The sequence below is a fragment of the Vibrio sp. NFR genome (assembly GCF_027587095.1).
In the GTDB taxonomy this organism is placed as follows: Bacteria; Pseudomonadota; Gammaproteobacteria; order Enterobacterales; family Vibrionaceae; genus Vibrio; species Vibrio harveyi.
This window is the reverse complement of the sequence record NZ_JAPPTN010000009.1, coordinates 48213-73633: the sequence shown is the minus strand read 5'-3', so window position 1 is coordinate 73633 and position 25421 is coordinate 48213. Positions and strand designations below refer to the sequence as shown.

The window sequence follows — 25421 nt, the reverse complement described above, 5'->3', positions numbered from 1 at the left end:
AGTAGGGTTATTGTTCGAACGACGATGCTTTATGTTCTATGGAGACAAAAAAGGTTGGCACAGAGCCAACCTTTTCTTATCAAAACAAGCGAGAGCTTATTTCACTTCAATACCTTGAGCCTGCATATCAGCATGGTAAGAAGAGCGAACAAATGGACCACACGCTGCGTGGGTGAAGCCAAGTTCTAGTGCAATCTCTTTTAGCTCATCAAACTCTGAAGGTGGAACGTAACGTTCTACTGGCAAGTGGTGACGGCTTGGTGCTAGGTACTGACCAAGTGTCAGCATAGTTACGCCATGTGCACGAAGATCTTTTAGTACTTCGACGATCTCTTCTTTGGTTTCACCAAGACCCATCATTAGACCTGATTTCGTCGGTACATTTGGATGCTGCTCTTTGAATTTTTGCAGCAATTGCAATGACCACTTGTAGTTCGCGCCTGGGCGAGCTTTACGGTAAAGGCGAGGGGCGGTTTCTAGGTTGTGGTTGAAGACATCCGGCGGGTTGTCTTTCATAAGATCAAGTGCCACGTCCATACGACCACGGAAGTCAGGAACCAGAGTTTCAATCTTGATGTGCGGGTTTAGTTCGCGAATTTCACGGTTACAGTTAGCAAAATGCTCTGCACCACCATCACGCAAATCATCACGGTCAACAGAAGTGATTACAACGTACTTCAGTTTCATGTCTGCGATGGTTTTCGCAAGTTTCTTTGGTTCTTCAGCTTCAACAGCAAGCGGACGACCATGGGCAACGTCACAGAAAGGACAACGGCGAGTACAGATCGCACCAAGGATCATGAAAGTTGCCGTACCGTGGTTAAAACACTCAGCTAGGTTAGGGCAAGACGCTTCTTCACATACAGAGTGAAGGTTGTTCTTACGCATTGCTGATTTGATGTCTTGAATACGTTGGCTGTCGGCTGGTAGCTTGATCTTCATCCAATCAGGCTTACGTAGCACTTCTTTCTGCTCTGTTGGCATGTTCTTTACGGGAATCAATGCCATCTTGTCGGCGTCGCGGTATTTAACGCCTTTTTCCATCTGGATTGGTTTGCTCATGCTTTGTTACCTTGAGAAGGTGCTTCTGTGCTGAAATCTACTTGCTCGTAATCAAGCAAAGTAACGAGTTCTTGTATTAGTTGTTTTTCCACGGCTTCGATGTCTTCAGGACCGCCAACTTGGCTGACTTGAACCATCTCCATTCCTTCGTAGCCACATGGGTTAATACGTAAAAAAGGACCTAAGTCCATATTAACGTTCAACGCTAGACCGTGGAATGAGCACCCTTTTCGAATGCGAAGTCCGAGAGAACATATTTTTTTACCGCCGACATAAACGCCAGGGGCATCAGGTCGTGCAGCAGAATCGATATTGTATGCCTTAAGAGTGTTAATAACGAGGTTCTCGATGTGCGTAACGAGATCTCGCACTCCTAATTTTTTGCGACGTAGGTTGATCAAGAAGTACGCGACTAATTGACCCGGACCATGATAAGTCACCTGACCGCCACGATCGCTTTGAACAACAGGAATATCTCCGGTATTAATCAGGTGCTCGGCTTTACCTGCCTGACCTTGAGTGAATACTGGGTTATGTTCTACCAACCAAACTTCATCAGGCGTGTCGTCTGTGCGTTGGTCAGTAAACTCATGCATCGCCTTCCATACAGGCTCATAATCTTGGCGTCCAAGTCGTTTCACAACAAGTTGGTGTTGCATGGGAATTCCTGTCGATAATATATAAAGTTTTTGGATTATAAACCGGATGACCCTGATGCTCTACAGCTGAGTAACAGATTTTTAACTGAAAGTTCGAGTGGTTTGTATTATCTGTATGATAAATAAAAAGAAAGCAGCCGAAGCTGCTTTCAAAAAAAATTTAATTTATCAAAAAATTATAGAACCATGCGTACGATGTCGATTTCACCCAGTTCTTTGTATAGGGTTTCAACCTGCTCGATAGACGTTGCAGTGATGTTGATAGACACCGAGTGGTAGTTGCCCTTAGCACTTGGTTTTACTGTTGGGCTGTAGTCACCTGGAGCATGGCGCTGGATAACTTCTAGAACTAGCTCTGGAAGCTCAGGCTTTGCATGACCCATTACCTTGTAAGTAAATGAACAAGGGAACTCAAGCAGGTCTTTCAATTTTGCATCAGAGTTGATGGTTAGCATATCGGTAACTCCAGTTGGTATTCGTTGCGGTGCGAAATAGTACAGTCAAATTAGGGTGAACTCAAGATTAACAAAGCCGCCCTAGTTGGCGGCTTTGTAGACTTGTTTGTTGGTCAGAAGCGACTGTTAGAAGAAGCTCTTAAACAACAATACGATGTAGTCCCACATGCGGCTAAATAGGCTGCCTTGGTCTACTGTTTCCAGTGCCATTAGTGGATACTCAGCAATATCTTCACCATCAATTTGATAGTATAGCTTACCAACTACATCACCTTTCTTAATTGGGGCTTCAAGTTCTTTTTCAAGTACGAAGCTTGCTTTTAGGTTCTTTGCTTCGCCCCGAGGTAGGGTTACGTAGGTATCTTGGTCAAGACCCAGAGCAATGGTGTCTTTGTTACCCATCCAGATTTTTTCTTCTACGAAAGTTTCACCCGCTTTATGAGGTGCCACTGTTTCGAAGAAACGGAAACCGTAGCTCAGAAGCTTTTTACTTTCTGATTTACGTGCATTCGCATCTTTTGTTCCCATCACAACCGCAACTAGGCGCATTTGACCTTCTGTTGCAGAGCTTACTAGGCTGTAACCAGCATTGCTTGTGTGACCCGTTTTGATACCGTCAACATTCATGCTCTTATCCCACAGTAGACCGTTACGGTTGTACTGAGTGATGCCGTTGTAAGTGAATTTCTTTTGAGAGTAGATACGGTACTCGTCTGGTACGTCACGGATCAGTGCTTTACCAAGCAGTGCCATATCATAAGGTGTTGAGTATAGGTTAGGGTTGTCTAGACCGTGAACGTTCGCAAAGTGCGTGTTCGTCATACCGATCGTATCTGCCCAAGCATTCATCAGATCAACGAATGCATCTTCTGAACCAGCAATGTGTTCAGCCATTGCCACACACGCATCGTTACCAGATTGGATGATGATGCCACGGTTCAGGTCTTTTACTTTTACCGTCGTGCCAACTTCAATGAACATTTTTGAAGAGTCAGGGAAGTTTTTCGCCCAAGCATTCTTACTGATGGTTACATCATCGTCTTCTGAAATATTACCACGCGCTAGCTCTTGGCCAATTACGTAGCTGGTCATCATTTTTGTCAGACTAGCAGGAGACAATTTTGTGTTCATCTCTTTCTCAGCCAGAACTTTACCTGAGTTGTAATCCATAAGTACGTAGCCTTTGGCCGCGATTTGAGGAGCATCTGGGACAACAACTGGTGAAGCAAAAGCAGATTGAGCGATGGTTGCTGATAGTGCAACCGAAGAAACGAGAATAGATTTCACAAACTTATTTTTATTCATGGTAATTCAAATTTTTTGGTTAACTGTCGACATCTTAACAGAATCCCCACTTATGTAAGAGGGGCTCTGCATAGAAAATCATGACACCAAGGTCATTTGCCAGTTTTGTGTTTTTTAATAAATGCGGACGAATAGCCGAGCAACTTTACTTTATCCAGTGTGGCTTGCGTCAGAGAATAGTCAGTATATGGACCTAACAACAAGCGATACGAACCTTCCGTGGACTCCAAGAAAGTTTCCGTATCCAGCTTTTGACCAAGCTCTTGGCCTAAAGTTCGCGCTCGATCTTCATATTTTGAAGAAGCAACCTGAATGACGTACTTAGGATGGGCCGCTAACGACTTTTCATCGGTCGGTTTATCCACCATGATGACTTCGATCTCTACGTTCGCCGTCCCAGTTTTCACTACGTCAAGCTTGTAAGCTGCCGCGTAGCTCAAATCAATGATGCGACCCTCATGGAAAGGACCTCGGTCGTTAACTCGCACAACCGTGGATTTACCATTGTCGGTATTGGTGACTTTCACGTAGCTCGGTAATGGCAGCGTTTTGTGTGCAGCAGTCATCGAGTACATGTCGTAAATCTCGCCATTCGAGGTTAAATGACCTTGGAACTTCTTGCCGTACCAAGAGGCACGACCTTTTTCCGTAAAGCCTTTTGCATCACGAACGATTTTGTAGTCTGAACCTCGAAGGTTGTAATCGCTGTTACCACCTAAGCTGTATGGTTCGTATTTTGGGTGCGCATCCTCAATGTGCTCGACTGATAATGGCTTTTCTGGAGCTACATCAGATTCAAGTTCATAACGTCCTTCCTGCGTTTTTTGATCGGTGGATGAACAACCCGCCAAAATCAAAGCAGAAAAAACTAAGGAATATAAAGCGCGTTTTTGCATGGTCTAGGTCGCCTTAGAGAATGCTTTTCGGTGTGTATGGATCGACATAAGAATGCCAAAACCAGCCATCAGTGTCACCATTGAAGTACCACCATAACTGATCAACGGTAAAGGTACGCCTACTACAGGTAGGATGCCACTTACCATGCCGATATTTACAAAAATATACACGAAGAAGCTGAGTACAATACTGCCCGCCATCATTCGACCAAACGCTGTTTGTGCTTGGCTTGCGAGGTAGAGACCTCGACCGATAATAAATAGGTAGATGGCTAATAGGCAAAGGAAGCCAATCATACCCCATTCCTCAGCGATTACTGCAAAGATAAAGTCAGTGTGTCGCTCTGGAAGAAATTCTAATTGAGATTGTGTACCTTGCAGCCAACCTTTGCCTGAAATACCACCAGAGCCGATTGCAATCTTACTTTGGATAATGTGATAGCCGGCACCAAGAGGGTCTGACTCTGGATTAAATAGAGTGCGCACACGTACCTTTTGGTATTCGCGCATCAGGAAGAACCACAAAATAGGAATAAAACCTCCCAGAGCAATGGCGGCAGCGGCAATGATTTTCCAACTAATACCCGCAAGGAAGATAACGAAAATACCAGAAGCGGCGATCAGAATTGAAGTACCAAGGTCCGGCTGTTTTGCAATAAGAATGGTTGGTAGACAAACCATGATTAGTGCAACAATGAGCGTTTTGAACGTCGGAGGAAGTGGTTGACGACCGATGTAGCGCGCCACCATTAAAGGTACGGCAAGCTTAAGGAGCTCTGAGGGCTGGAAACGAACAAAACCAAGATTGAGCCAGCGTTGGGCGCCTTTGGAGGCTTCACCAAAGAAGAGCACGCCAAACAACAGAATAACGCCACCAACAAACATTAATGGAGCAAGGCTCTCATAGGTTCTGGGCGAGATCTGTGCCAATACGATCATGACAACCAGTGACAGCACCATGCGCATTGCTTGACGATCCATCATCGCCAAACTTTGACCACTGGCACTGTACATGATGACAAGACCAAAGCCCATCAACGCAAAGATGCCGAGTAACAACGGCAAGTCGATATGGAAGCGTTCAAACAGAGCACGGTTTTTGCCTGTAGAGGGATCCATTTTCATCACTGCGCTACCTCTTTCTTCGCATTGTTTTGTTCTTCATCTGACTCGATTTTTTCAGGACCAAGGATGACACGGTCGAAGATCTTTCTCACAACAGGCGCGCCGTTACTCGAACCACCACCTGCGTTTTCCAGTACCACTGATACGACGACTTTTGGATCATCGAATGGCGCAAAACCGGTAAACAACGCGTGGTCACGTAAATGTTCTGCGACTTCATCTGCGTTGTACTCTTCGTCTTCTGCAAGACCAAATACCTGAGCGGTCCCTGACTTACCACCAGTTTGGTAATCCATATTATAGAAAGAGCGACGAGCAGTACCTTTTGGACCGTGGTTAACCAAACGCATGCCTTCCTTCGCCATATTCCAGTATTTGTCTGGCACATTTTGGATAGGAGGGTAGGTTTCGTATTCAGAGCTTTCTTGCTCCTCAAAGTCGCCACCGTTGTCGATGGTTGCTTTTAGCAAGTGAGGTGCTGTTACAGCGCCTTCGTTAACCAATACTGAGGTCGCTTTCGCTATCTGCATTGGTGTTGCTGTCCAGTAACCTTGCCCAATACCAACAGGGATAGTGTCGCCCTTGTACCAAGGTGTTTTATGACGAGCCATTTTCCATTCACGAGTTGGCATGTTTGCCTTACTTTCTTCGTAAATGTCGATGCCCGTATAATCGCCAAAACCAAACATCATCATCCAATTCGATAGGCGATCAATGCCCATGTCGTAGGCAATTTGGTAGAAGAAGGTATCGACGGATTCTTCAATTGATTTGATGATGTCGACGCGACCATGACCCCAACGTAGCCAGTCACGGAATGGACGAGTATCTGAATTTGGAATTCGCCAGTAACCAGGATCGTTTCGGGTGGTTTTCGGTGTCACAACACCTTCTTCCAGAGCCGCTACAGCAATGAAGGGTTTGATGGTTGAAGCTGGTGGGTAAATACCAAGCGTTGTGCGGTTCACCAATGGACGGTTTTTATCGTTTAATAGTGCTCGGTATGCTTTACCTGAGATCCCGTGTACGAACGCATTTGGATCGTAGCTTGGGCTAGAAACCATAGCCAATACACCATTGTCTCGAGGGTCGAGCACTACCGCGCTACCACGACGTCCATCTAATAACTGATGCACATAGAGCTGTAGGTTGATATCGAGGTTTAAGACGATGTCTTTACCTGGCACAGGTGGAACGTATTTCAAAGTACGAATGACACGTCCGCGGCTGTTTACTTCCACTTCTTGGTAACCCGCCGTACCGTGCAATAGGTCCTCGTAGTACTTCTCGATACCTAACTTACCGATGTCACGAGTTGCTTGGTAGTTGGCGTCTTTTTCTTCGCGCACTAAGCGCTGCATGTCGCGGTCGTTAATACGAGAAACATAGCCAATCACATGGGTCAGTACTTCGCTGAATGGGTAGTAACGCTTTAGCGTAGCGCTAATCTCAACGCCCGGGAAACGGTATTGATTGACAGAGAAAACAGCAACTTGGTTTTCATCCAATTGAGTCAACAACGGAACTGACTTGAAGCGACGAGTACGCTTACGCTCACGTTGGAAGCGTTCGATTTGCTCTGGTGTGATTTCAAGGATGGTTTGTAGCTCTTTGATGGTGCCGTCAATGTCTTTGATTTTTTCTGGGGTCAGTTCCAGGTTAAAGACGGGGCGGTTTTCAGCGAGCAGAACACCATTGCGGTCGTAGATCAAACCACGGTTTGGTGCAATAGGAACCACTTTAATGCGGTTGTCATTAGAACGGGTTTTATAGTCTTGGAACTGGTTTACCTGAATGTTGTACATGTTGGCAACCAGCAAGCCCATCAAAATTACGATACCTATAAATGCAACAATAGCGCGACTAGAAAATAGACGCGCTTCTGCTTGGTAATCTCGAATTTGACTGCGGCGTTTACGAATCATTAACGCTTGTCTCTACAGCTAAGTAGCGATTATTCGCGGTGGTAAGGGTGGTTAGCAGTAATGCTCCACGCTCGGTATAAACTCTCTGCCATCACGATACGCACAAGTGGGTGTGGTAGTGTCAGTGCTGACAGTGACCAACTTTGATCTGCTGCGGCTTTACAAGCTGGCGCTAAGCCTTCAGGACCACCGATTAGGATCGACACGTCACGACCATCTAGTTTCCATGCTTCTAGCTGTTCTGCTAGCTGTGGGGTATCCCACTTTTTCCCTGGAATATCGAGAGTGACGATACGCGCACCTTTAGGTACCGCAGCCAACATCGCTTCGCCTTCTTTTTGTAAGATGCGTGCGATGTCTGCATTTTTGCCACGTTTGCCCGCAGGGATTTCAACCAACTCAAGTGGCATATCATGTGGGAAGCGACGACGGTATTCTTGAAAACCTTCTTCGACCCATTTTGGCATTTTGGTGCCAACGGCAATTAGTTGAATTTTCAAAAGATTAACCCCAGAGTTTTTCTAGTTGGTATAGCTCGCGATGCTCTTCTTGCATCACATGAAGCATTGCGTCGCCCATGTCTAGGACAACCCATTCACCTTCATTTTCGCCTTCCATACCTAGTGGCTCTAGACCAGCTTTCTTCACTTCAGATGCAACGTGATCAGCGATAGATGAAACGTGACGCTTCGACGTGCCAGTACAAATGATCATGTAATCTGTCACGCTTGATTTGCCTTCAACATTCAGAATAACAATCTCTTCCGCTTTCATGTCGTCGGCTTTATCGGCTAAAAAGTCTTTAAGTTCTTCGCGAAGCACTCGGTTTTCCTCGGTATTTTCTTTTTTGTCTGTGGGCGTTTTAATCTCGTTGAGTTAAAACTGGTCGCGCACTATATCACGCTTTGAAAGCTAAATTGCCAGCTTAATATCAGGAGAGCAGGTTTCTAGGCTCAATTGATGGATAGTTGGCCACACAGATTCATCGTATTGGGTTTTGGCTTTTATCTCAGCATGTGTGAGCAAAGATAAAAGGGCACAAATTCTTGAGGCTGACAGGCGAGTCAGCGCAGCATTATAGAATGGGCGTTTATTTTGCCACACTCGATGCTTTTCAAACACCTGATTCATGCCCATTTGGGTAAGGTCTCGATGCATGTTAAGTAATTGGTTGAACTCTTTCTGTACACTACGGATAAGGATGACTGTCTCTGTGCCTTCGGCTTCAAGCTGGCGCAAAATGCGTTGTGCTCGGTTGGCTTTCCCAGCAAGGAGAGCGTCAATCCAATGGAAAGTCGTAAAGTGGTTGTGTCGGCTCAAGGCTTCTTCAAGACGCACAACCGTCAGTTCGCCATCTGGGTAGAGTAAAGCGAGCTTCTCTAAGCTTTGTGAGAGCGCGAACAAGTTCCCTTCATGCCACTGTGCCAACATTTGCAGTGATTGCTGATCTGCTTTTAGCCCTAATGTGCGGCAACGAGCCTGTACGAACATCGGCAAACGTTGCAGATCTGGTGTTTGGCAGCTTACCCAATCACCTTTTGCACTCAGCGCTTTAAACCATTTTGCGTTTTCTTGGGCTTTTGTCAGTTTACTGCCCACGATCACCAGCATAATGTCGTCGTGTAGCATTTCACATAGGGTTTGCAGTTCTTTACTAACTGTTGTCGTTACGCCGCTTTCTGGTAGCTCAAGTTCAATTAGTTGGCGACTGGAAAATAGGCTTAGTGCTTGGAAACAATCATATACTTGGTTCCAATCTAAACTAGCGTCAACCGCGAAACGGTGTCTTTCTTCAAAACCTTGCTGGTGCGCCATTGTTTGGATCGCTTGGCGACTTTCTTGAATCAGCAGAGGTTCATTACCAAAAATCAGGTAAACCTGTTTGATGTGTTTCGCTAGATGGTCAGCCAGCTTGTCGGCAAAAATTCGCATTCTGATTAAGAGTTAGTGTTCGTAGAGTTAGTCTTCATCACATCAGGGGTAGGTTGACCTTGTTCGTATTCCGCACGAACTCGACCTAGCTGACGCATCATTTGACTCGCCGCTTGTTGACGCATTTCGTCTTCGATAACGTCACGTTCTACCGACTTCGCCAATGCTGTTAATGGGTTATCAAGGTAGTTGCGGTTTACGGTTGTTTTGAAGTCTTTTGCACCGAAGCCAGGAATGGTCACACGGTATTTCACTACATAAGTCAGTTCTTTCTCTGCCGCACGACTGTTTTGGTACAGCGATAGTGTACGTTCGTCGATAGTCGCTTCGATCAGGTGCAGATTTGGTGTACTTGAAGATGGTTGTACTAAATCTACTTTGTTCAATTCAAGTTGAGCGCGAATATAACGCGTCAATGGGCTGTATTCATCGTAGCTAGTGAAAGACATGGTATGCAGTTCTTCCGGAACCGAGTATTCGCCACGAAGGTGGAAACCACAGGCAGAAAGAAGCCCCGCTAATACCAAAACCACTGGTAGTTTAATCAAAGAGAAAAAGCGCATTGATTGTATTCATCCTAAATTGAAGGGGTTATTTACCTTAAACCACTCAGCATGAATGGCTTGAGGTAAATAAACAGGGTAGCGAACTACCCTGTTTAATGACTCTTTACAGGCGAATAAGTTCGCTCTGCTTTGAGTTATTGCTAACTACGTATCGTTTGTCGTGAAAGACTAGTTAGCAACGATGTTCAACAGTTTACCTGGTACGTAAATTACTTTACGGATTGTTAGACCATCTGTGAACTTAGTAACGTTTTCGTCATTTAGACCAAGCTCTTCAACTTGTTCTTTCGTTGCGTCAGCCGCTACAGTCAGTTTCGCACGCAGTTTGCCGTTAACTTGAACAACGATAGTCTTCTCGTCCTCAACAAGTGCTTTCTCGTCGAACGTTGGCCATACAGCATTGTCGATGTCTGCTTCACCTAGCGCAGCCCATAGTTCGTATGAGATGTGCGGAGTGATTGGGTAAAGCATTGCAACAACAGCTTTTAGAGCCTCATCAAGGATTGCACGATCTTGCGCAGATTCTTGAGGCGCTTTCGCTAGCTTGTTCATCAGTTCCATGATTGCAGCGATTGCTGTGTTGAACGTTTGACGACGAGCAATATCATCAGTCACTTTCGCGATAGTTTTGTGAACGTCACGACGAAGAGCTTTTTGGTCACCAGAAAGTGCTGCTGCATCTACTGCTTCTGCTGCACCTTTTGATGTGTGCTCGTTTACTAGTTTCCAAACACGTTTCAGGAAGCGGTTAGCACCTTCTACGCCAGACTCTTGCCACTCAAGTGTCATGTCTGCTGGAGACGCGAACATCATGAATAGACGTACTGTGTCTGCGCCGTACTTGTCTACCATCTCTTGAGGGTCAATACCGTTGTTCTTGGACTTAGACATTTTGATCATGCCTGAGTGTTCAACGTTGCGACCTTCGTTATCCGTTGCAGAAGTGATGCGACCTTTACCGTCACGTTCAACTTTAACGTCAGTTGGTGCAACCCACTCTTTACCGCCTTTCTCGTTCTCGAAGTAGAACGCGTCCGCTAGTACCATGCCTTGACACAGTAGTTGCTTGAATGGCTCGTCAGACGTTACGTAGCCTGCATCACGCAGCAGTTTGTGGAAGAAGCGAGAGTACAGTAGGTGCATACAAGCGTGCTCGATACCACCGATGTACTGGTCTACTGGTAGCCAGTAGTTCGCTTTTTCTGGATCTAGGATGTCATCAGCTTGTGGTGAACAGTAACGAGCGTAGTACCAAGAAGACTCCATGAACGTATCGAATGTATCTGTCTCACGTAGAGCAGGTTCGCCGTTAAAGGTTGTCTTTGCCCACTCTTTGTCTGCTTTAATTGGGCTAGTAACGCCATCCATTACTACGTCTTCTGGAAGAATAACAGGTAGCTGGTCAGCGGGTACTGGGTGAACTTCACCGTCTTCAGTGGTTACCATTGGGATTGGTGCACCCCAGTAACGTTGGCGAGATACACCCCAGTCACGTAGACGGAAGTTAACAGTCTTAGTGCCTTTGCCTTCTGCTTCTAGCTTCGCTGCAATTGCATCGAATGCCGCTTGGAATTCTAGACCGTCGAATTCACCTGAATCGAACAGTACACCTTTCTCAGTGTATGCCGCTTCAGAGATGTCTAGCTCGCTGCCATCAACCGGCTTGATAACAGGCACGATGTCTAGACCGTACTTAGTTGCGAACTCGAAGTCACGTTGGTCGTGTGCAGGTACTGCCATTACAGCGCCTGTACCGTAGTCCATCAGTACGAAGTTTGCTACGTAAACAGGAACTTCACGACCGTTCAATGGGTGAATAGCAGTAAGGCCAGTCGCCATACCTTTCTTCTCCATTGTCGCCAGTTCAGCTTCTGCTACTTTGGTGTTCTTACACTCTTCGATGAACGCAGCAAGTTCTGGGTTGTTCTCAGCCGCGATAGTCGCTAGAGGGTGACCTGCAGCGATACCAACGTAAGTGACGCCCATTAGCGTGTCTGGACGTGTTGTGTAAACTTCTAGGTCTTGTTGACCCTTGACTTCAAACTTGAGCTCAACACCTTCAGAACGGCCGATCCAGTTGCGCTGCATGGTTTTCACCATTTCTGGCCAACCTTCAAGTTTGTCTAGATCGTCCAGCAACTCTTGAGCGTATTCTGTGATCTTAATGAACCACTGAGGAATTTCTTTTTGCTCTACTGGAGTGTCACAACGCCAGCAGCAGCCATCTTCAACCTGCTCGTTCGCAAGAACAGTTTGGTCGTTTGGACACCAGTTAACAGAAGAAGTCTTTTTGTAAACCAGACCTTTCTCGTAAAGCTTAGTGAAGAACTCTTGTTCCCAACGGTAGTACTCAGGTGTACATGTTGCGAATTCACGGTTCCAATCGTAACCAAAGCCAAGAAGCTTAAGTTGGTTCTTCATGTATTCGATGTTTTCGTAAGTCCATGGTGCAGGTGCAGTGTTGTTTTTCACTGCTGCGTTTTCTGCAGGTAGACCAAATGCATCCCAACCGATTGGTTGCATTACGTTTTTGCCTTGTAGGCGTTGGAAACGAGATACTACGTCACCGATGGTGTAGTTGCGCACGTGACCCATGTGCAGTCGACCACTTGGGTATGGGAACATGGATAGACAGTAGAATTTTTCTTTATTTGGGTCTTCACTTACAACAAAGGTCTTGTTGTCATCCCAGTGCTTTTGAACTTTCTGTTCAAGGTCTTGTGGATTGTATTGTTCTTGCATCGATGGTATCCGGTTATCTTGGAATTTGTGAGTTCGGTTAGAACAGACTTAAATAGATCGTCATAGAATACCTAAAGCTAGGGATCACAACAATAGCCAATCTGTACCCATACGCCTTGAAATGGTGCTTGGTAGTAGAAAGATGGAGGTCAGTTATGCCTAAACGTAAAGCAGGTTATGAGGAAATGCTCGAGGATGTGATTGAAACCTTGAAGCACAGTCCGGATGAAGTTAACAAAGTATTCGAAACGTCGGGCAAAGTGGTGGATGCTGCCAACGACATGACCAAAGACGAGCTCTCACTGATATCAGCTTATGTCAAAGCCGATTTAAAAGAGTTTTCTGATAGCTATGAAGAAGGTAAGAGTGGACCCTTCTATCTCACAATTGCCGATTCCGTTTGGCAAGGTTTGCTCGAAATTACAGACCGAACCAAAGTGGAGTGGGTTGAACTGTTTGATGACTTAGAACATCAAGGTCTTTATGAGGCGGGAGAGGTGATTGGACTTGGCACATTGGTCTGCGATGAATGTGGTCATAAGACGACATATAACCACCCAACTGTGATCATTCCATGCATTAAGTGCAATCATACTGGCTTTAGTCGTCAGTCTCTCAAGCCATAAGAACAGCTTTAACAAACGTAAAAAAGAGGCCTAAGAGCCTCTTTTTCACTTATGACTTTTTCTTCCTTGATAACCACCAAGCCAACATCAAACTTAATCCAGTCCAAATATACAGAGGCCAAGTGCCGACGATGCGATACGGAGTTTGACCATCGGTAGGAACAAGTTCTGCGCGAAGCACTGCGGTTTCAAATTGAGGGATTTGTTCAATCACCTTACCTTTATGGTCGGTCACTGCGGTTACGCCATTGTTGGTCGAACGAATAAGTGGCTTACCCAGCTCTAGAGCACGCATTCGAGCGATTTCCATGTGCTGTAGTGGACCAATTGAATGACCGAACCAAGCGTCGTTAGAAAGCGTTAGAATGAAATCAGTATCGTCGGTCACGTTCTGACGAACTTGTTCGCTAAAGATGATTTCATAACACAGTGCAGGATCCATGTGCTTTCCATTCGCCACGATGTTTGGCTGAATGAAATCGCCACGGCTGAAGGAAGACATTGGCAAGTTGAAGAATGGTGCAAGTGGGCGCAATACGTCTTCAAACGGCACGAACTCACCAAACGGAAGTAAGTGGTGCTTGTGGTAGCGCTTGTCCATATCAAAGCTGTAATCACCGTATGGATTTACACCCAGCGATAAAATGCTGTTGTAGAATTGACCGTCTTTTCCTTGGTTTACCACACCCGTAATAATGGCGCTGTTGTTCATTTTCGCCGCAGTATCGATGTTTCTCAAGAACGACGGGACTTCAATTTCAAATGCAGGAATGGCAGCCTCTGGCCATACGATGATGTCAGCATCCCAGTTCTCACGAGTGAGGTCTGCGTATTTCATGATGGTTGGCCAGCGTTGGCTCGGTAGCCATTTTAGGTTCTGGTCAACGTTACCTTGGATCAGCGCTACTTTGGTTGTGTCTTCAATGCGAGGAGTTACCCAATCGTATTGGCGAATACCAAAGCCTGCACTTAACAGTACCACAGGGATGATGATCATTAACCATTGCTTGTGAATCCAAGCATACGCCAATGCACCAGCACTGATCATGATGAACAGTGTTAGTAGTTCTACACCACCGATGGGTGCAAAGCTGGCAAATGGTGCGTCAATTTGACTATAGCCAAGCCATAGCCAAGGGAAACCTGTCATAACCCAGCCACGCAGCCAGTCGGTCACTAGCCATAACGCAGGAGCAGCAAGCAATGCTTTGCTTAGGGTAAATTCAGGGAAAAACTTGTTAGTGAGCCACGCAAATAAACCGGTGTATATGGATAGGTAGGCGATTAACAAGCCCATGAGGAATAGGTTTGCAATCAGCGGCATGCCGCCAAAGCCTGCAATGCTAACGTAAACCCAGCTTACTCCTGTCGCAAATTGCCCTAAACCCCATGAATAACCGATCCAAAGCGCACGCCTAGGTGACTGGTCTGCAAGAAGAATAAGTAGGATAGCAGGGCTAAGTATGGCAAGCGGCCATAGCTGATAAGGAGCAAATGCTAGGGTAGTGGAGGCGCCAACAAAAGCGGCCACTAAGGGCCGCTTGAGGCGATGAAAGAGTACATTCATCATTTTATTTTTCTGATATTCCCGATGTTAGGGTATCGCGTTACTCTTGAGTGGCTTCAACCAGCTTTTCTTCGTCTGGAATCGTCACTTGAAGTTGAATGACACGACGGTTGTCGGCTGCCGTTACTTTGAAGCTGTATGCTTCAATATCCACGACTTCGCCACGCGATGGTAGGTGACCAAAAGCAGTCATTACCATGCCGCCAACGGTATCCACTTCTTCATCACTGAAGTTGGTACCGAATGTCTCATTAAACTCTTCAATGGTTGTCAGAGCTCTGACAGCAAACGTGTGTTTGCTCAGCTTACGGATATCGGTTTCTTCATCATCATCGAACTCATCTTCAATATCCCCTACGATTTCTTCAAGGATATCTTCGATAGTTACAAGACCAGAAACACCGCCGAATTCATCGACAACAATCGCCATGTGATAACGTTCTTCACGGAATTCTTTTAGCAGGCGGTCTACACGTTTACTTTCCGGTACTACGACTGCTGGTCGAATCACTTCTTCGATATCAAATGGGTTACTGCCTGAGCCCAAGTATTTGAGTAAGTCCTTCGCTAGTAGAATGCCTTCCACATGGTCTTTATCTTCGCTGATCACAGGGTAGCGAGAGTGTTGAGCATCAGTGATCAGTGCGATCAAAGTATCAAGATCGTCTGTGCGCTCAACAGTAACCATTTGCGAACGCGGGATCATGATGTCACGCACGCGCATTTCGGAGATTTCCATTACACCTTCAAGCATGTCGCGGGTGTCGTGGTCAATCAGGTCATTGATTTCAGAGTCGCGGATCACATCCACAAGCTCTTGGCGGTCTTTTGGTTCGCCTTGAAATAGTTGACCTAGACGTTCAAAGAAGGACTTTCTACTCGGACCTTCTGCCTTTTCTTTCTTGCCTTCATTAGAAGAGGGAGAATTATCTTCGTTCATTGTTTCTCAATTAAGTAACGCTATCAGATGTGTGATAGCTCACATAGAAAGACGAGTACGAGATGGTTATCTGGGTAGTTCGCCTTTCCCTGTCGAGCAACCAAAGCTACTCTTTTTCAGCAATATATGGGTCTTCATAACCCATACCTTGCATGATTTCTGTCTCGAGGGATTCCATCTCTTCAGCTTCATCATCCTCGATATGGTCATAACCTAGCAGATGCAAGCTACCATGTACAACCATATGCGCCCAATGTGCTAGTAGAGGCTTGTTCTGCTCTACTGCCTCTTTTTCAACGACTTGGCGACAGATAATCAAATCGCCCAGTAGGTCCATTTCCATACCCGGTGGTACTTCGAATGGGAAAGATAGCACGTTGGTCGGCTTGTCTTTACCACGGTATTCGTGGTTTAGCTCGTGACTTTCTTGCTCGTCGACAATACGAATCGTCAGTTCCGCTTGTGGTTGGAAAAGAGGAATGGTCTTATCTAGCCACAATTGGAAATCTTGCTCAGAAGGTAAGCCTTCTTCATTTTCGACTGCCAGTTGCAAATCAAGTTCAATTGCCATGGTTATTCCTTAGTTGCCGCGACTTGTGCGCTCAGTTCTGCTTTTGCTGCTTCTAGCAATTTGGCATCACGCTCTTCACGACGGCGTTTTTCGAACTCTTTACGTTCTTTCTGGTCTTGCGCTTCCCACTTCTCATAAGCGTTAACGATACGAGCAACCACTGGGTGGCGCACTACGTCGTCAGCTTGGAAGAAGTTAAAGCTGATGTCGTCAACTTCGCTCAGTACCTCAATGGCATGACGAAGACCTGATTTCGCGCCGCGAGGTAAGTCAATCTGTGTGACGTCACCAGTGATAACCGCACGAGAGTTGAAGCCAATTCGCGTTAGGAACATCTTCATCTGCTCGACGGTGGTGTTTTGGCTCTCATCAAGAATGATGAAGGCGTCGTTTAGAGTACGACCACGCATGTAAGCAAGAGGTGCTACCTCAATCACGTTACGTTCAATCAGCTTTTCTACGCGCTCAAAGCCCAGCATTTCAAATAGGGCATCGTAGAGAGGGCGTAGGTATGGGTCGACTTTCTGGCTCAAATCACCAGGTAGGAAGCCCAGTTTCTCGCCCGCTTCAACCGCTGGACGAGTAAGTAAAATACGGCGGATCTCTTGGCGCTCTAGTGCGTCGACGGCTGCTGCAACCGCGAGGTAAGTTTTACCTGTACCAGCAGGACCGATACCGAAAGTGATATCGTGCGTCACCATGTTCATCAGGTATTGACCCTGATTTGGTGTACGAGGCTTGATCACGCCTTTTTTCGTTTTAACAAAGACTTCTTTACCGTGTTCGAAATGTGACTCGGTGTTTTGCTCCAGTACACCTGATTCTTTGATTGCCAGATGGATCTGCTCTGGTTCGATATCAGGCGTTTCGCCGCGGACAGGAGCGGTGTCTACGTAAAGGGTTTTCAGGATATCCAGCGCAGCAGCTGCGGTATGAGGTTTACCGACAATGGTGAAAAGGTCGCTACGGTGGTTAATTTCAACGCCTAGACGACGTTCTAAATGCTTGATGTTGTCATCGAATGGACCGCACAGGCTTGCTAGTCGGCGGTTGTCTGAAGGTTCTAGATTGATTTCTAGCGTTACGATTTTATTGCTCAATGTTGCCTCTCATTTTATGCCACTTAACGAGAGCCTGATAACGACCAGGCTCTCAATGGCTATTTGTACGAGCTTATGGCGTAAAAGTAGCTACACCTAGCTCATCTTCGCGACGTGTTTTCGCCATCATTTGCGTTGGTGAAATCACACTACGAAGGTCCATGTCTTTTTCAGTACGTACTAGCTCACCACGTAGCGAGTTAGCAAATACATCCGTAATCTTCACGTCAACGAACTGACCGATTAGGTCTGCGCTACCTTCAAAGTTTACTACACGGTTGTTTTCTGTACGAGCGCGAAGCTCCATTAGGTTCTTCTTAGAAGGACCTTCAACCAGAACGCGTTGCTCAGTACCAAGCATTAAACGAGAGTAGCGCATTGCTTGTGCATTTACGGTTTGTTGTAGCTCGTATAGACGCTCTTTCTTCACTTGCTCTGATAGGTCACAAGGGTAGTCTGCCGCTGGCGTACCTGGACGTGGAGAGAAGATGAAGCTGAAGCTCATGTCAAAGTCTACGTCTTTGATTAGCTTCATTGTGTCTTGGAAATCTTTGTCTGTTTCACCAGGGAAACCAACGATAAAGTCTGAACTGATTTGGATATCAGGACGTGCTTTACGCAGTTTACGGATAATCGACTTGTACTCAATCCCAGTGTGAGGACGTTTCATCATAGTCAGCACTCGGTCACTACCACTTTGTACCGGTAGGTGAAGGAAGCTTACTAGCTCAGGTGTGTCTTCGTATACTGCGATGATGTCATCAGTAAACTCTAATGGGTGGCTTGTTGTAAAGCGGATACGATCAATACCATCGATAGACGCAACCAAACGAAGCAGTTCTGCAAATGAACAGATTTCGCCGTCGTGCATAGGACCACGGTATGCGTTTACGTTTTGACCCAGTAGGTTTACTTCACGTACGCCTTGATCTGCTAGCTGTGCGATTTCGAACAGTACGTCATCCATTGGACGGCTTACTTCTTCACCACGAGTGTACGGTACTACACAGTAAGTACAGTACTTAGAACAGCCTTCCATAATAGAAACGAATGCTGTTGCACCTTCAGCACGAGGCTCTGGTAGACGGTCAAACTTTTCGATTTCTGGGAATGAAATGTCCATTACTGGTGCTTCATCCGATTGAGATTGTTTAATCATCTCAGGAAGACGGTGAAGAGTTTGTGGACCAAAAATTACGTCAACGTATGGAGCACGCTGACGGATGTGATCACCTTCTTGAGTTGCTACACAACCACCTACGCCGATAACTACGCCAGGTTTTTTATCTTTTAGTGTCTTCCAACGACCAAGCTGGTGGAAAACTTTCTCTTGCGCTTTTTCACGGATCGAACAGGTGTTAAGTAGAAGTACGTCTGCTTCCTCTGGCTCTTCGGTCAGCTCATAGCCGTTTGCAGCATTAAGCAGGTCGGCCATTTTTGATGAATCGTATTCGTTCATCTGGCAGCCCCAGGTTTTAATTAGCAGTTTCTTACTCATCTCACTTTCGCTCGTTCAGTTGTACTTAAATCGGAGAGCTATTGCTCAAATTATAGCCGCCATCTCGGCGGTAAGCGGCGTATTGTACTGCTTTAAAAAGCACCTGACTAGTGATCTGACGAATTCTCTGCAAACCCTGATGAAATCTAGTTTTTTGCCCTATATACAGCAAGGTTTTTTGTTAAACAATTTTGTAAAAATAGCCATGGAACGTACAATTAAAAAACGCCAATTAATCAATATGATGAAGAGCAAAAAATGAACAAGTATGACATCGCCGTAATCGGTGGCGGCATGGTCGGGGCAGCGGTGGCTGTTGGGTTTGCCAAGCAAGGCAGAAGCGTTGTAATGGTAGAAGGCGCAGAGCCAAAGGCGTTTGAGGCTTCTCAAGCGTTGGATATTCGCGTTTCCGCGATTTCTCATCAGTCGGTGAAGCTACTTGATTCATTAGGTGCATGGTCCGCGATTGAAAGCATGCGTGTGTGCCCTTATCGTCGTTTGGAAACGTGGGAACATCCTGAGTGCCGTACTCGTTTTCACTCTGATGAACTGTCATTGGAGCAGTTAGGATACATTGTTGAAAACCGCCTAATCCAACTGGGGCTTTGGCAAACTTTCGCTCAATACGACAACTTAACGGTGATGTGTCCAGAGCGATTGAAAGATATAGAATTTTCCGAGGTAAACCGTGTAACGCTAGAAAGTGGCGAGCAGTTTGAAGCTAGCTGGGTGATTGGCGCTGATGGCGCGAACTCGAAAGTTCGTCAATTGGCGGGTATTGGCGTAACCGCATGGGATTACCGTCAACACTGCATGTTGATCAACGTAAAAACCGAACTTCCTCAACAAGACATCACTTGGCAACAATTTACTCCCTCAGGTCCACGTTCGTTCTTGCCGTTATGCTCACTAACTGAGGATGGTAAAGAAGTCGGGCAGGGGTCGCTGGTGTGGTATGACTCGCCAAAACGCATTAAACAATTGTGTGCGATGACGAAACCTCAGTTAAAAGAGGAGATCCTACGTCATTTCCCTGCTGAGTTAGGCGATATTGAAGTTTTACAATTTGGCTCATTCCCACTCACTCGTCGCCATGCCCAAAGCTATTCAAACAAGAATTGCGTGTTAGTGGGGGATTCTGCTCATACAATCAACCCACTTGCTGGGCAAGGTGTGAATCTCGGCTTCAAAGATGTTGATGTTCTGCTTTCGGTTACCAATCAGCAAGAGCAACTTAATGATGCTTTGCTCGCCAAGTATGAGCGCGCCCGTCGACCAGATAACTTATTAATGCAAACGGGCATGGATGTGTTCTACAAAGGCTTTAGTAATGATTTAGGTCCATTGAAGTTCGCTCGTAATGCAGCATTGAAGCTGGCGGAAAACTCAGGACCGATCAAAGCGCAAGTATTGAAGTATGCGCTAGGTATGTAAAAGACTTCTGATCACATAGAAAGCGGTCGATAGGAAAGCAATAGATAGAAAAAAAGCGAGCCATGAGCTCGCTTTTTTAATTCGATAAATCAGAGATCTACCGAGTCCAGAATCAGAAAAAAGAAAAAACCCAGCAAACTAATGCTGGGTTTCTTAAGAATGGTGCGGAAGGAGAGACTTGAACTCTCACACCTTGCGGCGCCAGAACCTAAATCTGGTGCGTCTACCAATTCCGCCACTTCCGCAACTTATTCTGTAGTTATCAAGGTAATTGGTAAAACCTCAACAACGTTGTGTAATGGCAGGGCTACCTGGATTCGAACCAGGGAATGGCGGCATCAAAAGCCGCTGCCTTACCGCTTGGCGATAGCCCTACTAGTCTTAGCCTTTCAACTAAGTGCTTTCCGATAAAGGAAAGTATGGTGCGGAAAGAGAGACTTGAACTCTCACACCTTGCGGCGCCAGAACCTAAATCTGGTGCGTCTACCAATTCCGCCATTTCCGCAAAGTATAGATTATTTTTAGATGGTGCGGAAGGAGAGACTTGAACTCTCACACCTTGCGGCGCCAGAACCTAAATCTGGTGCGTCTACCAATTCCGCCACTTCCGCATCTAAAATCTATATTAATGGTGGCTACGACGGGATTCGAACCTGTGACCCCATCATTATGAGTGATGTGCTCTAACCAGCTGAGCTACGTAGCCATTCTATATTCTTTAATCAAGTATGGTGCGGAAGGAGAGACTTGAACTCTCACACCTTGCGGCGCCAGAACCTAAATCTGGTGCGTCTACCAATTCCGCCACTTCCGCAACTTGATCTTTAGTTATTGATGTAATTGGTAAAACATCAATAGCATTGAATATGGCAGGTCTACCTGGATTCGAACCAGGGAATGGCGGCATCAAAAGCCGCTGCCTTACCGCTTGGCGATAGACCTACGGGCGATAGTCCTAAGACATATCAAATAATGGTGCGGAAGGAGAGACTTGAACTCTCACACCTTGCGGCGCCAGAACCTAAATCTGGTGCGTCTACCAATTCCGCCACTTCCGCATAATTACTGAGTAAACTCAATAATCAAAATAGTGGCAGGTCTACCTGGATTCGAACCAGGGAATGGCGGCATCAAAAGCCGCTGCCTTACCGCTTGGCGATAGACCTGCAGGCAATAGTCAAAAGACTATTCAATATATGGTGCGGAAAGAGAGACTTGAACTCTCACACCTTGCGGCGCCAGAACCTAAATCTGGTGCGTCTACCAATTCCGCCATTTCCGCATATATTGTTTAGAGCATTTCAAGATGGTGCGGAAGGAGAGACTTGAACTCTCACACCTTGCGGCGCCAGAACCTAAATCTGGTGCGTCTACCAATTCCGCCACTTCCGCATCTTGAACTCTATAAGCTATCAGTTAATTGGTAAAAACTAACAACTAAATTTTGTCTTTCAAAAGAAAGAATGGTGGCTACGACGGGATTCGAACCTGTGACCCCATCATTATGAGTGATGTGCTCTAACCAGCTGAGCTACGTAGCCATCTTTTTGAGCGAGACAATATAAACCTTCACGCTCTAAGTGACAACCCTTTTTGTCAAAGGAATCCCACTTTAAATAATGGCAGGTCTACCTGGATTCGAACCAGGGAATGGCGGCATCAAAAGCCGCTGCCTTACCGCTTGGCGATAGACCTGCAGACAGTAGTCGTAAAACCACTTAAAACATGGTGCGGAAGGAGAGACTTGAACTCTCACACCTTGCGGCGCCAGAACCTAAATCTGGTGCGTCTACCAATTCCGCCACTTCCGCATCTATTCCTAATTGCTCTTAAAAAAGAACCTTTAGGAATGGTGGCTACGACGGGATTCGAACCTGTGACCCCATCATTATGAGTGATGTGCTCTAACCAGCTGAGCTACGTAGCCAAAACCATGTTTTCTCGTTCTCGTCGCTAAGTTGCCTTGTCGTCGGGAACGGCGCGCATTATGCGAAGTTGAGTGAGATCCGTCAACAGTTTTTTTCAATAAATCCTGCAAAATCCATCGTTCGCTTCCTTTTTAAACAAAGAGGCGCGTTTATGATCTAAAACTGGAAATAAAATGGCTTGCATTAAGGGACTTAATTTCTTGTTGTTTTAGAAAGGTATAAAAAAAGCCAGCGCTATGGCCGGCTTTTTATGTAAATGAAGTGTTTAGAATTCATTCACTTAATTATACGTTGAAGCGGAAGTGTACAACATCACCATCTTTAACGATGTATTCTTTACCTTCTAGACGCCATTTACCTGCGTCTTTCGCGCCGCTTTCACCGTTGAATTGGATGAAATCGTCGTAACCAACAACTTCAGCACGGATAAAGCCTTTTTCGAAGTCTGTGTGGATCTTCGCTGCCGCTTTTGGTGCCGTAGCGCCAACAGGGATAGTCCATGCACGAACTTCTTTCACGCCAGCTGTGAAGTAAGTTTGTAGGTTCAGTAGTTCGTAACCTGCGCGGATAACGCGGTTTAGACCTGGTTCTTCGATACCTAGGTCTGCTAGGAACTCTTCACGCTCGTCATCTTCTAGTTCAGCCATTTCTGATTCGATAGCTGCACATACAGGAACAACAACGTTGTTTTCTTTCGCTGCAAACTCACGTACTGCATCTAGGTATGCGTTGTCTTCAAAACCATCTTCGTTCACGTTAGCGATGTACATTGTTGGTTTTAGCGTTAGGAAGTTTAGGTAGCCAATTGCTGCTAGCTCTTCTTTTGCAAGATCAACAGTACGCGCCATGCCACCTTCTGTTAGTACAGGAAGCAGTTTTTCTAGAACCGTCAGTTCGAATTTCGCGTCTTTGTCACCGCCTTTTGCTTTCTTAGCGTTACGCTGGATAGCGCGTTCACAAGAATCAAGGTCAGCCATTGCTAGTTCAAGGTTGATAACTTCAATATCTTCGATTGGAGATACTTTACCTGCAACGTGAACGATGTTGTCGTTTTCGAAACAACGTACAACGTGGCCGATTGCGTCAGTTTCACGGATGTTCGCTAGGAATTTGTTACCTAGACCTTCACCACGAGATGCGCCCGCAACTAGACCAGCGATGTCTACGAATTCCATTGTGGTAGGTAGAACTTTCTGTGGGTTAACGATCTTTGCTAGAGCATCTAGACGTAGATCTGGCACAGGAACCACACCAGTGTTTGGTTCAATGGTACAGAACGGGAAGTTTGCTGCTTCAATACCCGCTTTAGTTAGTGCGTTAAACAGAGTTGATTTACCAACGTTAGGTAGACCAACGATGCCACATTTAAAACCCATGATAGTAACCTTATTCAGCTTTGAACGTGTGGAGGCGATTTTGTGCTTTTGATAGACCATCCTTAATTAGGATATCTAGACAGCGCACTGATTCGTCAGCTGCGGCGTCTAGTAGCTCTTGCTCTTTCGCTGGAGCTTTGCCTAGTACAAAACCCGCCACTTTATCTTTGTGTCCCGGATGGCCAATGCCGATACGAAGACGATAAAAATCTTTGTTATTGCCCAGTTTGCTAATAGTGTCACGCAGACCATTGTGACCACCGTGACCACCACCTTTCTTAAACTTAGCGACACCTGGCGGTAAGTCTAGCTCGTCATGAGCAACCATGATCTCTTCTGGCTTAATTTGGTAAAACTTCGCAAGTGCTGCGATTGCTTTGCCAGAGAGGTTCATGAAAGTGGTTGGGATTAGCAAACGGAGATCCTGGCCATTGACCATAATGCGTCCTGTTAGGCCAAAGAATTTTGGTTCATTCTTCAGGGTAACGTTGTGAACGCGTGCTAATTCTTCTACAACCCAAGCGCCCGCATTGTGGCGAGTTTTGGCGTATTCTGGTCCCGGATTAGCAAGACCAACAAGAAGTTTGATTGGTTGAGTCAAGGTTAGGATCTCTCTGGAATCTCAAAAAGCGCAGTATGATAGCACAGAATTCTCGCAGTGGGCGACCAAGGGATTTTCTGCCTATCGATACAAATAAAAAAACACCCCAAAGAGGGGTGCTTTTGAAATCAGTTTAACTGAAATGTTCGTATTAGTTGAACATTGCAGAGATTGACTCTTCGTTGCTGATACGACGAATCGCTTCAGCTAGCATGCGAGATAGGCTTAGTGTGGTTACTTTGCCAGTTGCAGCCATCTCTTTAGATAGAGAGATAGAGTCAGTCACGATAACTTGGTCAAGAACAGAGTTCTTAATGTTGTCCGCAGCGTTACCAGAGAATACAGCGTGAGTTGCGTAAGCGAATACACGCTTAGCACCGCGCTCTTTTAGCGCTTCAGCTGCTTTACATAGAGTGCCACCTGTATCGATCATGTCATCAACGATCACACAGTCACGACCTTCAACGTCACCGATTAGGTTCATTACTTCAGAAACGTTTGCACGTGGACGACGCTTATCAACGATAGCGATGTCGATGTCGCCTAGCGCTTTTGCAGTTGCACGAGCACGAACAACGCCACCTAGATCAGGAGAAACCACTACTGGGTTTTCTAGACCACGAGATTGCATGTCTTCTAGAAGTACTGGTGTACCGAAGATGTTATCAACTGGTACATCGAAGAAGCCTTGAATTTGCTCAGCATGTAGGTCGATAGTTAGAACGCGGTCTACGCCAACGTTAGATAGGAAATCAGCAACAACTTTTGCAGTGATTGGCACACGCGCAGAACGTACACGACGGTCTTGGCGAGCGTAGCCGAAGTAAGGAATTACTGCAGTGATACGACCTGCTGAAGCACGGCGCATTGCATCAATCATAACAACCAATTCCATTAGGTTGTCGTTAGTCGGTGCACAAGTGGATTGAATGATGAAAACATCACTACCACGAACGTTCTCATTGATTTGAACTGCAACTTCGCCATCAGAAAAGCGAGAAACAGATGCATCACCAAGAGAGATGTAAAGACGATCAGCAATACGTTGGGCTAGTTCAGGTGTTGCGTTACCAGCAAATAGCTTCATATCAGGCACGGTGGAAACCTCGGGTT

22 protein-coding genes and 15 tRNA genes are annotated in these 25421 nt (G+C 45.9%); 2 read left to right on the top strand and 35 right to left on the bottom strand.

Going from position 1 to position 25421, the window contains the following annotated elements; translation table 11 throughout:
* Positions 1-96 precede the first annotated feature (96 nt).
* The 12 genes from lipA to leuS all read right to left on the bottom strand — a co-directional run bounded on the left by lipA (position 97) and on the right by leuS (position 12667).
* Positions 97-1062, bottom strand: a complete 966-nt coding sequence (lipA, locus tag OH463_RS17265; protein ID WP_005447535.1) for a lipoyl synthase — start codon at positions 1060-1062, stop codon at positions 97-99.
* Complete coding sequence (lipB, locus tag OH463_RS17260) at positions 1059-1721, bottom strand: lipoyl(octanoyl) transferase LipB (RefSeq protein ID WP_005447534.1); 663 nt, start codon at positions 1719-1721, stop codon at positions 1059-1061. Before lipB ends, lipA begins: the two co-directional genes overlap by 4 nt.
* Before the next feature lie 176 nt (positions 1722-1897).
* The gene (gene ybeD / locus OH463_RS17255) at positions 1898-2176 is read right to left on the bottom strand and encodes a DUF493 family protein YbeD (RefSeq protein WP_005384135.1); all 279 of its coding nucleotides are present in this window, start codon (positions 2174-2176) and stop codon (positions 1898-1900) included.
* Positions 2177-2302: 126 nt separating this feature from the next.
* Positions 2303-3481 (bottom strand): serine hydrolase, encoded by a 1179-nt coding sequence (locus OH463_RS17250; RefSeq protein WP_005447533.1) that lies wholly within the window; start codon positions 3479-3481, stop codon positions 2303-2305.
* Between the two features lie 92 nt (positions 3482-3573).
* Positions 3574-4377, bottom strand: coding sequence for a septal ring lytic transglycosylase RlpA family protein (locus tag OH463_RS17245; protein ID WP_009697737.1), 804 nt, complete (start codon positions 4375-4377; stop codon positions 3574-3576).
* Positions 4378-4380: 3 nt separating this feature from the next.
* Complete coding sequence (rodA, locus tag OH463_RS17240) at positions 4381-5502, bottom strand: rod shape-determining protein RodA (RefSeq protein ID WP_005447521.1); 1122 nt, start codon at positions 5500-5502, stop codon at positions 4381-4383.
* On the bottom strand, positions 5502-7427 hold the full coding sequence (gene mrdA / locus OH463_RS17235) for a penicillin-binding protein 2 (protein WP_005447519.1): 1926 nt from the start codon (positions 7425-7427) through the stop codon (positions 5502-5504). Before mrdA ends, rodA begins: the two co-directional genes overlap by 1 nt.
* 29 nt (positions 7428-7456) lie before the next feature.
* Positions 7457-7927: a 23S rRNA (pseudouridine(1915)-N(3))-methyltransferase RlmH gene (gene rlmH, locus OH463_RS17230; RefSeq protein WP_005447517.1), complete on the bottom strand. Its 471-nt coding sequence runs from the start codon at positions 7925-7927 to the stop codon at positions 7457-7459.
* Between the two features lie 4 nt (positions 7928-7931).
* Positions 7932-8249 carry a ribosome silencing factor gene (rsfS, locus tag OH463_RS17225; protein ID WP_009697738.1) on the bottom strand — a complete coding sequence of 106 codons (318 nt, stop codon included), beginning with the start codon at positions 8247-8249 and terminating at the stop codon, positions 7932-7934.
* A 90-nt stretch (positions 8250-8339) separates the two neighbouring features.
* A complete protein-coding gene (gene holA / locus OH463_RS17220) occupies positions 8340-9359 on the bottom strand; it encodes a DNA polymerase III subunit delta (RefSeq protein ID WP_269991780.1) in 1020 nt (339 codons plus the stop codon).
* Positions 9360-9364: 5 nt separating this feature from the next.
* Entirely contained in the window at positions 9365-9922 is a 558-nt protein-coding gene (locus OH463_RS17215) for an LPS-assembly lipoprotein LptE (protein WP_009697740.1), read from the bottom strand.
* A gap of 171 nt (positions 9923-10093) precedes the next feature.
* The gene (leuS, locus tag OH463_RS17210) at positions 10094-12667 is read right to left on the bottom strand and encodes a leucine--tRNA ligase (RefSeq protein ID WP_009697741.1); all 2574 of its coding nucleotides are present in this window, start codon (positions 12665-12667) and stop codon (positions 10094-10096) included.
* 155 nt (positions 12668-12822) lie between these two features.
* On the opposite strand from leuS, the gene OH463_RS17205 reads away from it, so the two are divergent.
* Complete coding sequence (locus OH463_RS17205; protein ID WP_005447499.1) at positions 12823-13293, top strand: zinc ribbon-containing protein; 471 nt, start codon at positions 12823-12825, stop codon at positions 13291-13293.
* A 49-nt stretch (positions 13294-13342) separates the two neighbouring features.
* On the opposite strand, the gene lnt is transcribed toward OH463_RS17205, so the two are convergent.
* The 5 genes from lnt to miaB form a co-directional block, all read right to left on the bottom strand.
* The gene (lnt, locus tag OH463_RS17200) at positions 13343-14863 is read right to left on the bottom strand and encodes an apolipoprotein N-acyltransferase (RefSeq protein WP_269991778.1); all 1521 of its coding nucleotides are present in this window, start codon (positions 14861-14863) and stop codon (positions 13343-13345) included.
* Between the two features lie 37 nt (positions 14864-14900).
* Positions 14901-15800, bottom strand: a complete 900-nt coding sequence (gene corC, locus OH463_RS17195; RefSeq protein ID WP_005425551.1) for a CNNM family magnesium/cobalt transport protein CorC — start codon at positions 15798-15800, stop codon at positions 14901-14903.
* A 106-nt stretch (positions 15801-15906) separates the two neighbouring features.
* On the bottom strand, positions 15907-16371 hold the full coding sequence (ybeY, locus tag OH463_RS17190) for an rRNA maturation RNase YbeY (RefSeq protein ID WP_005425552.1): 465 nt from the start codon (positions 16369-16371) through the stop codon (positions 15907-15909).
* A gap of 2 nt (positions 16372-16373) precedes the next feature.
* Positions 16374-17471 (bottom strand): PhoH family protein, encoded by a 1098-nt coding sequence (locus OH463_RS17185; protein ID WP_005447495.1) that lies wholly within the window; start codon positions 17469-17471, stop codon positions 16374-16376.
* Positions 17472-17544: 73 nt separating this feature from the next.
* Entirely contained in the window at positions 17545-18969 is a 1425-nt protein-coding gene (miaB, locus tag OH463_RS17180; protein WP_005438595.1) for a tRNA (N6-isopentenyl adenosine(37)-C2)-methylthiotransferase MiaB, read from the bottom strand.
* A gap of 258 nt (positions 18970-19227) precedes the next feature.
* On the opposite strand from miaB, the gene OH463_RS17175 reads away from it, so the two are divergent.
* Entirely contained in the window at positions 19228-20403 is a 1176-nt protein-coding gene (locus tag OH463_RS17175; RefSeq protein ID WP_188015360.1) for a 2-octaprenyl-3-methyl-6-methoxy-1,4-benzoquinol hydroxylase, read from the top strand.
* Positions 20404-20563: 160 nt separating this feature from the next.
* On the opposite strand, the gene OH463_RS17170 is transcribed toward OH463_RS17175, so the two are convergent.
* From OH463_RS17170 to OH463_RS17085, 18 genes are all read right to left on the bottom strand, one after another.
* Positions 20564-20648, bottom strand: a tRNA-Leu gene (locus tag OH463_RS17170).
* Between the two features lie 54 nt (positions 20649-20702).
* Positions 20703-20777: transfer RNA gene (locus OH463_RS17165), tRNA-Gln, on the bottom strand.
* Between the two features lie 46 nt (positions 20778-20823).
* Positions 20824-20908, bottom strand: a tRNA-Leu gene (locus OH463_RS17160).
* Positions 20909-20929: 21 nt separating this feature from the next.
* A tRNA-Leu gene (locus OH463_RS17155) sits at positions 20930-21014 on the bottom strand.
* Positions 21015-21032: 18 nt separating this feature from the next.
* Positions 21033-21109, bottom strand: a tRNA-Met gene (locus OH463_RS17150).
* A gap of 23 nt (positions 21110-21132) precedes the next feature.
* A tRNA-Leu gene (locus OH463_RS17145) sits at positions 21133-21217 on the bottom strand.
* 53 nt (positions 21218-21270) lie between these two features.
* A tRNA-Gln gene (locus tag OH463_RS17140) sits at positions 21271-21345 on the bottom strand.
* Between the two features lie 31 nt (positions 21346-21376).
* Positions 21377-21461 (bottom strand) — tRNA-Leu (locus OH463_RS17135).
* A 33-nt stretch (positions 21462-21494) separates the two neighbouring features.
* Positions 21495-21569 (bottom strand) — tRNA-Gln (locus OH463_RS17130).
* 31 nt (positions 21570-21600) lie between these two features.
* Positions 21601-21685 (bottom strand) — tRNA-Leu (locus OH463_RS17125).
* Between the two features lie 25 nt (positions 21686-21710).
* A tRNA-Leu gene (locus tag OH463_RS17120) sits at positions 21711-21795 on the bottom strand.
* A 72-nt stretch (positions 21796-21867) separates the two neighbouring features.
* A tRNA-Met gene (locus tag OH463_RS17115) sits at positions 21868-21944 on the bottom strand.
* 79 nt (positions 21945-22023) lie between these two features.
* Positions 22024-22098, bottom strand: a tRNA-Gln gene (locus tag OH463_RS17110).
* A 31-nt stretch (positions 22099-22129) separates the two neighbouring features.
* Positions 22130-22214 (bottom strand) — tRNA-Leu (locus OH463_RS17105).
* A gap of 39 nt (positions 22215-22253) precedes the next feature.
* A tRNA-Met gene (locus tag OH463_RS17100) sits at positions 22254-22330 on the bottom strand.
* Between the two features lie 285 nt (positions 22331-22615).
* A complete protein-coding gene (gene ychF / locus OH463_RS17095) occupies positions 22616-23707 on the bottom strand; it encodes a redox-regulated ATPase YchF (protein WP_005449255.1) in 1092 nt (363 codons plus the stop codon).
* Positions 23708-23717: 10 nt separating this feature from the next.
* A complete protein-coding gene (gene pth / locus OH463_RS17090) occupies positions 23718-24308 on the bottom strand; it encodes an aminoacyl-tRNA hydrolase (protein WP_005438598.1) in 591 nt (196 codons plus the stop codon).
* 151 nt (positions 24309-24459) lie between these two features.
* Positions 24460-25404, bottom strand: a complete 945-nt coding sequence (locus tag OH463_RS17085) for a ribose-phosphate pyrophosphokinase (RefSeq protein ID WP_005449254.1) — start codon at positions 25402-25404, stop codon at positions 24460-24462.
* Positions 25405-25421 lie beyond the last annotated feature (17 nt).

Bases quoted from the DNA above. Each gene is read 5' to 3' on its own strand.
- lipA (WP_005447535.1), bottom strand. From the start codon at position 1,062: ATGAGCAAACCAATCCAGATGGAAAAAGGCGTTAAATACCGCGACGCC.
- lipB (WP_005447534.1), bottom strand. From the start codon at position 1,721: ATGCAACACCAACTTGTTGTGAAACGACTTGGACGCCAAGATTATGAG.
- ybeD (WP_005384135.1), bottom strand. From the start codon at position 2,176: ATGCTAACCATCAACTCTGATGCAAAATTGAAAGACCTGCTTGAGTTC.
- OH463_RS17250 (WP_005447533.1), bottom strand. From the start codon at position 3,481: ATGAATAAAAATAAGTTTGTGAAATCTATTCTCGTTTCTTCGGTTGCA.
- OH463_RS17245 (WP_009697737.1), bottom strand. From the start codon at position 4,377: ATGCAAAAACGCGCTTTATATTCCTTAGTTTTTTCTGCTTTGATTTTG.
- rodA (WP_005447521.1), bottom strand. From the start codon at position 5,502: ATGAAAATGGATCCCTCTACAGGCAAAAACCGTGCTCTGTTTGAACGC.
- mrdA (WP_005447519.1), bottom strand. From the start codon at position 7,427: ATGATTCGTAAACGCCGCAGTCAAATTCGAGATTACCAAGCAGAAGCG.
- holA (WP_269991780.1), bottom strand. From the start codon at position 9,359: ATGCGAATTTTTGCCGACAAGCTGGCTGACCATCTAGCGAAACACATC.
- OH463_RS17215 (WP_009697740.1), bottom strand. From the start codon at position 9,922: ATGCGCTTTTTCTCTTTGATTAAACTACCAGTGGTTTTGGTATTAGCG.
- leuS (WP_009697741.1), bottom strand. From the start codon at position 12,667: ATGCAAGAACAATACAATCCACAAGACCTTGAACAGAAAGTTCAAAAG.
- OH463_RS17205 (WP_005447499.1), top strand. From the start codon at position 12,823: ATGCCTAAACGTAAAGCAGGTTATGAGGAAATGCTCGAGGATGTGATT.
- lnt (WP_269991778.1), bottom strand. From the start codon at position 14,863: ATGATGAATGTACTCTTTCATCGCCTCAAGCGGCCCTTAGTGGCCGCT.
- corC (WP_005425551.1), bottom strand. From the start codon at position 15,800: ATGAACGAAGATAATTCTCCCTCTTCTAATGAAGGCAAGAAAGAAAAG.
- ybeY (WP_005425552.1), bottom strand. From the start codon at position 16,371: ATGGCAATTGAACTTGATTTGCAACTGGCAGTCGAAAATGAAGAAGGC.
- miaB (WP_005438595.1), bottom strand. From the start codon at position 18,969: ATGAGTAAGAAACTGCTAATTAAAACCTGGGGCTGCCAGATGAACGAA.
- OH463_RS17175 (WP_188015360.1), top strand. From the start codon at position 19,228: ATGAACAAGTATGACATCGCCGTAATCGGTGGCGGCATGGTCGGGGCA.
- ychF (WP_005449255.1), bottom strand. From the start codon at position 23,707: ATGGGTTTTAAATGTGGCATCGTTGGTCTACCTAACGTTGGTAAATCA.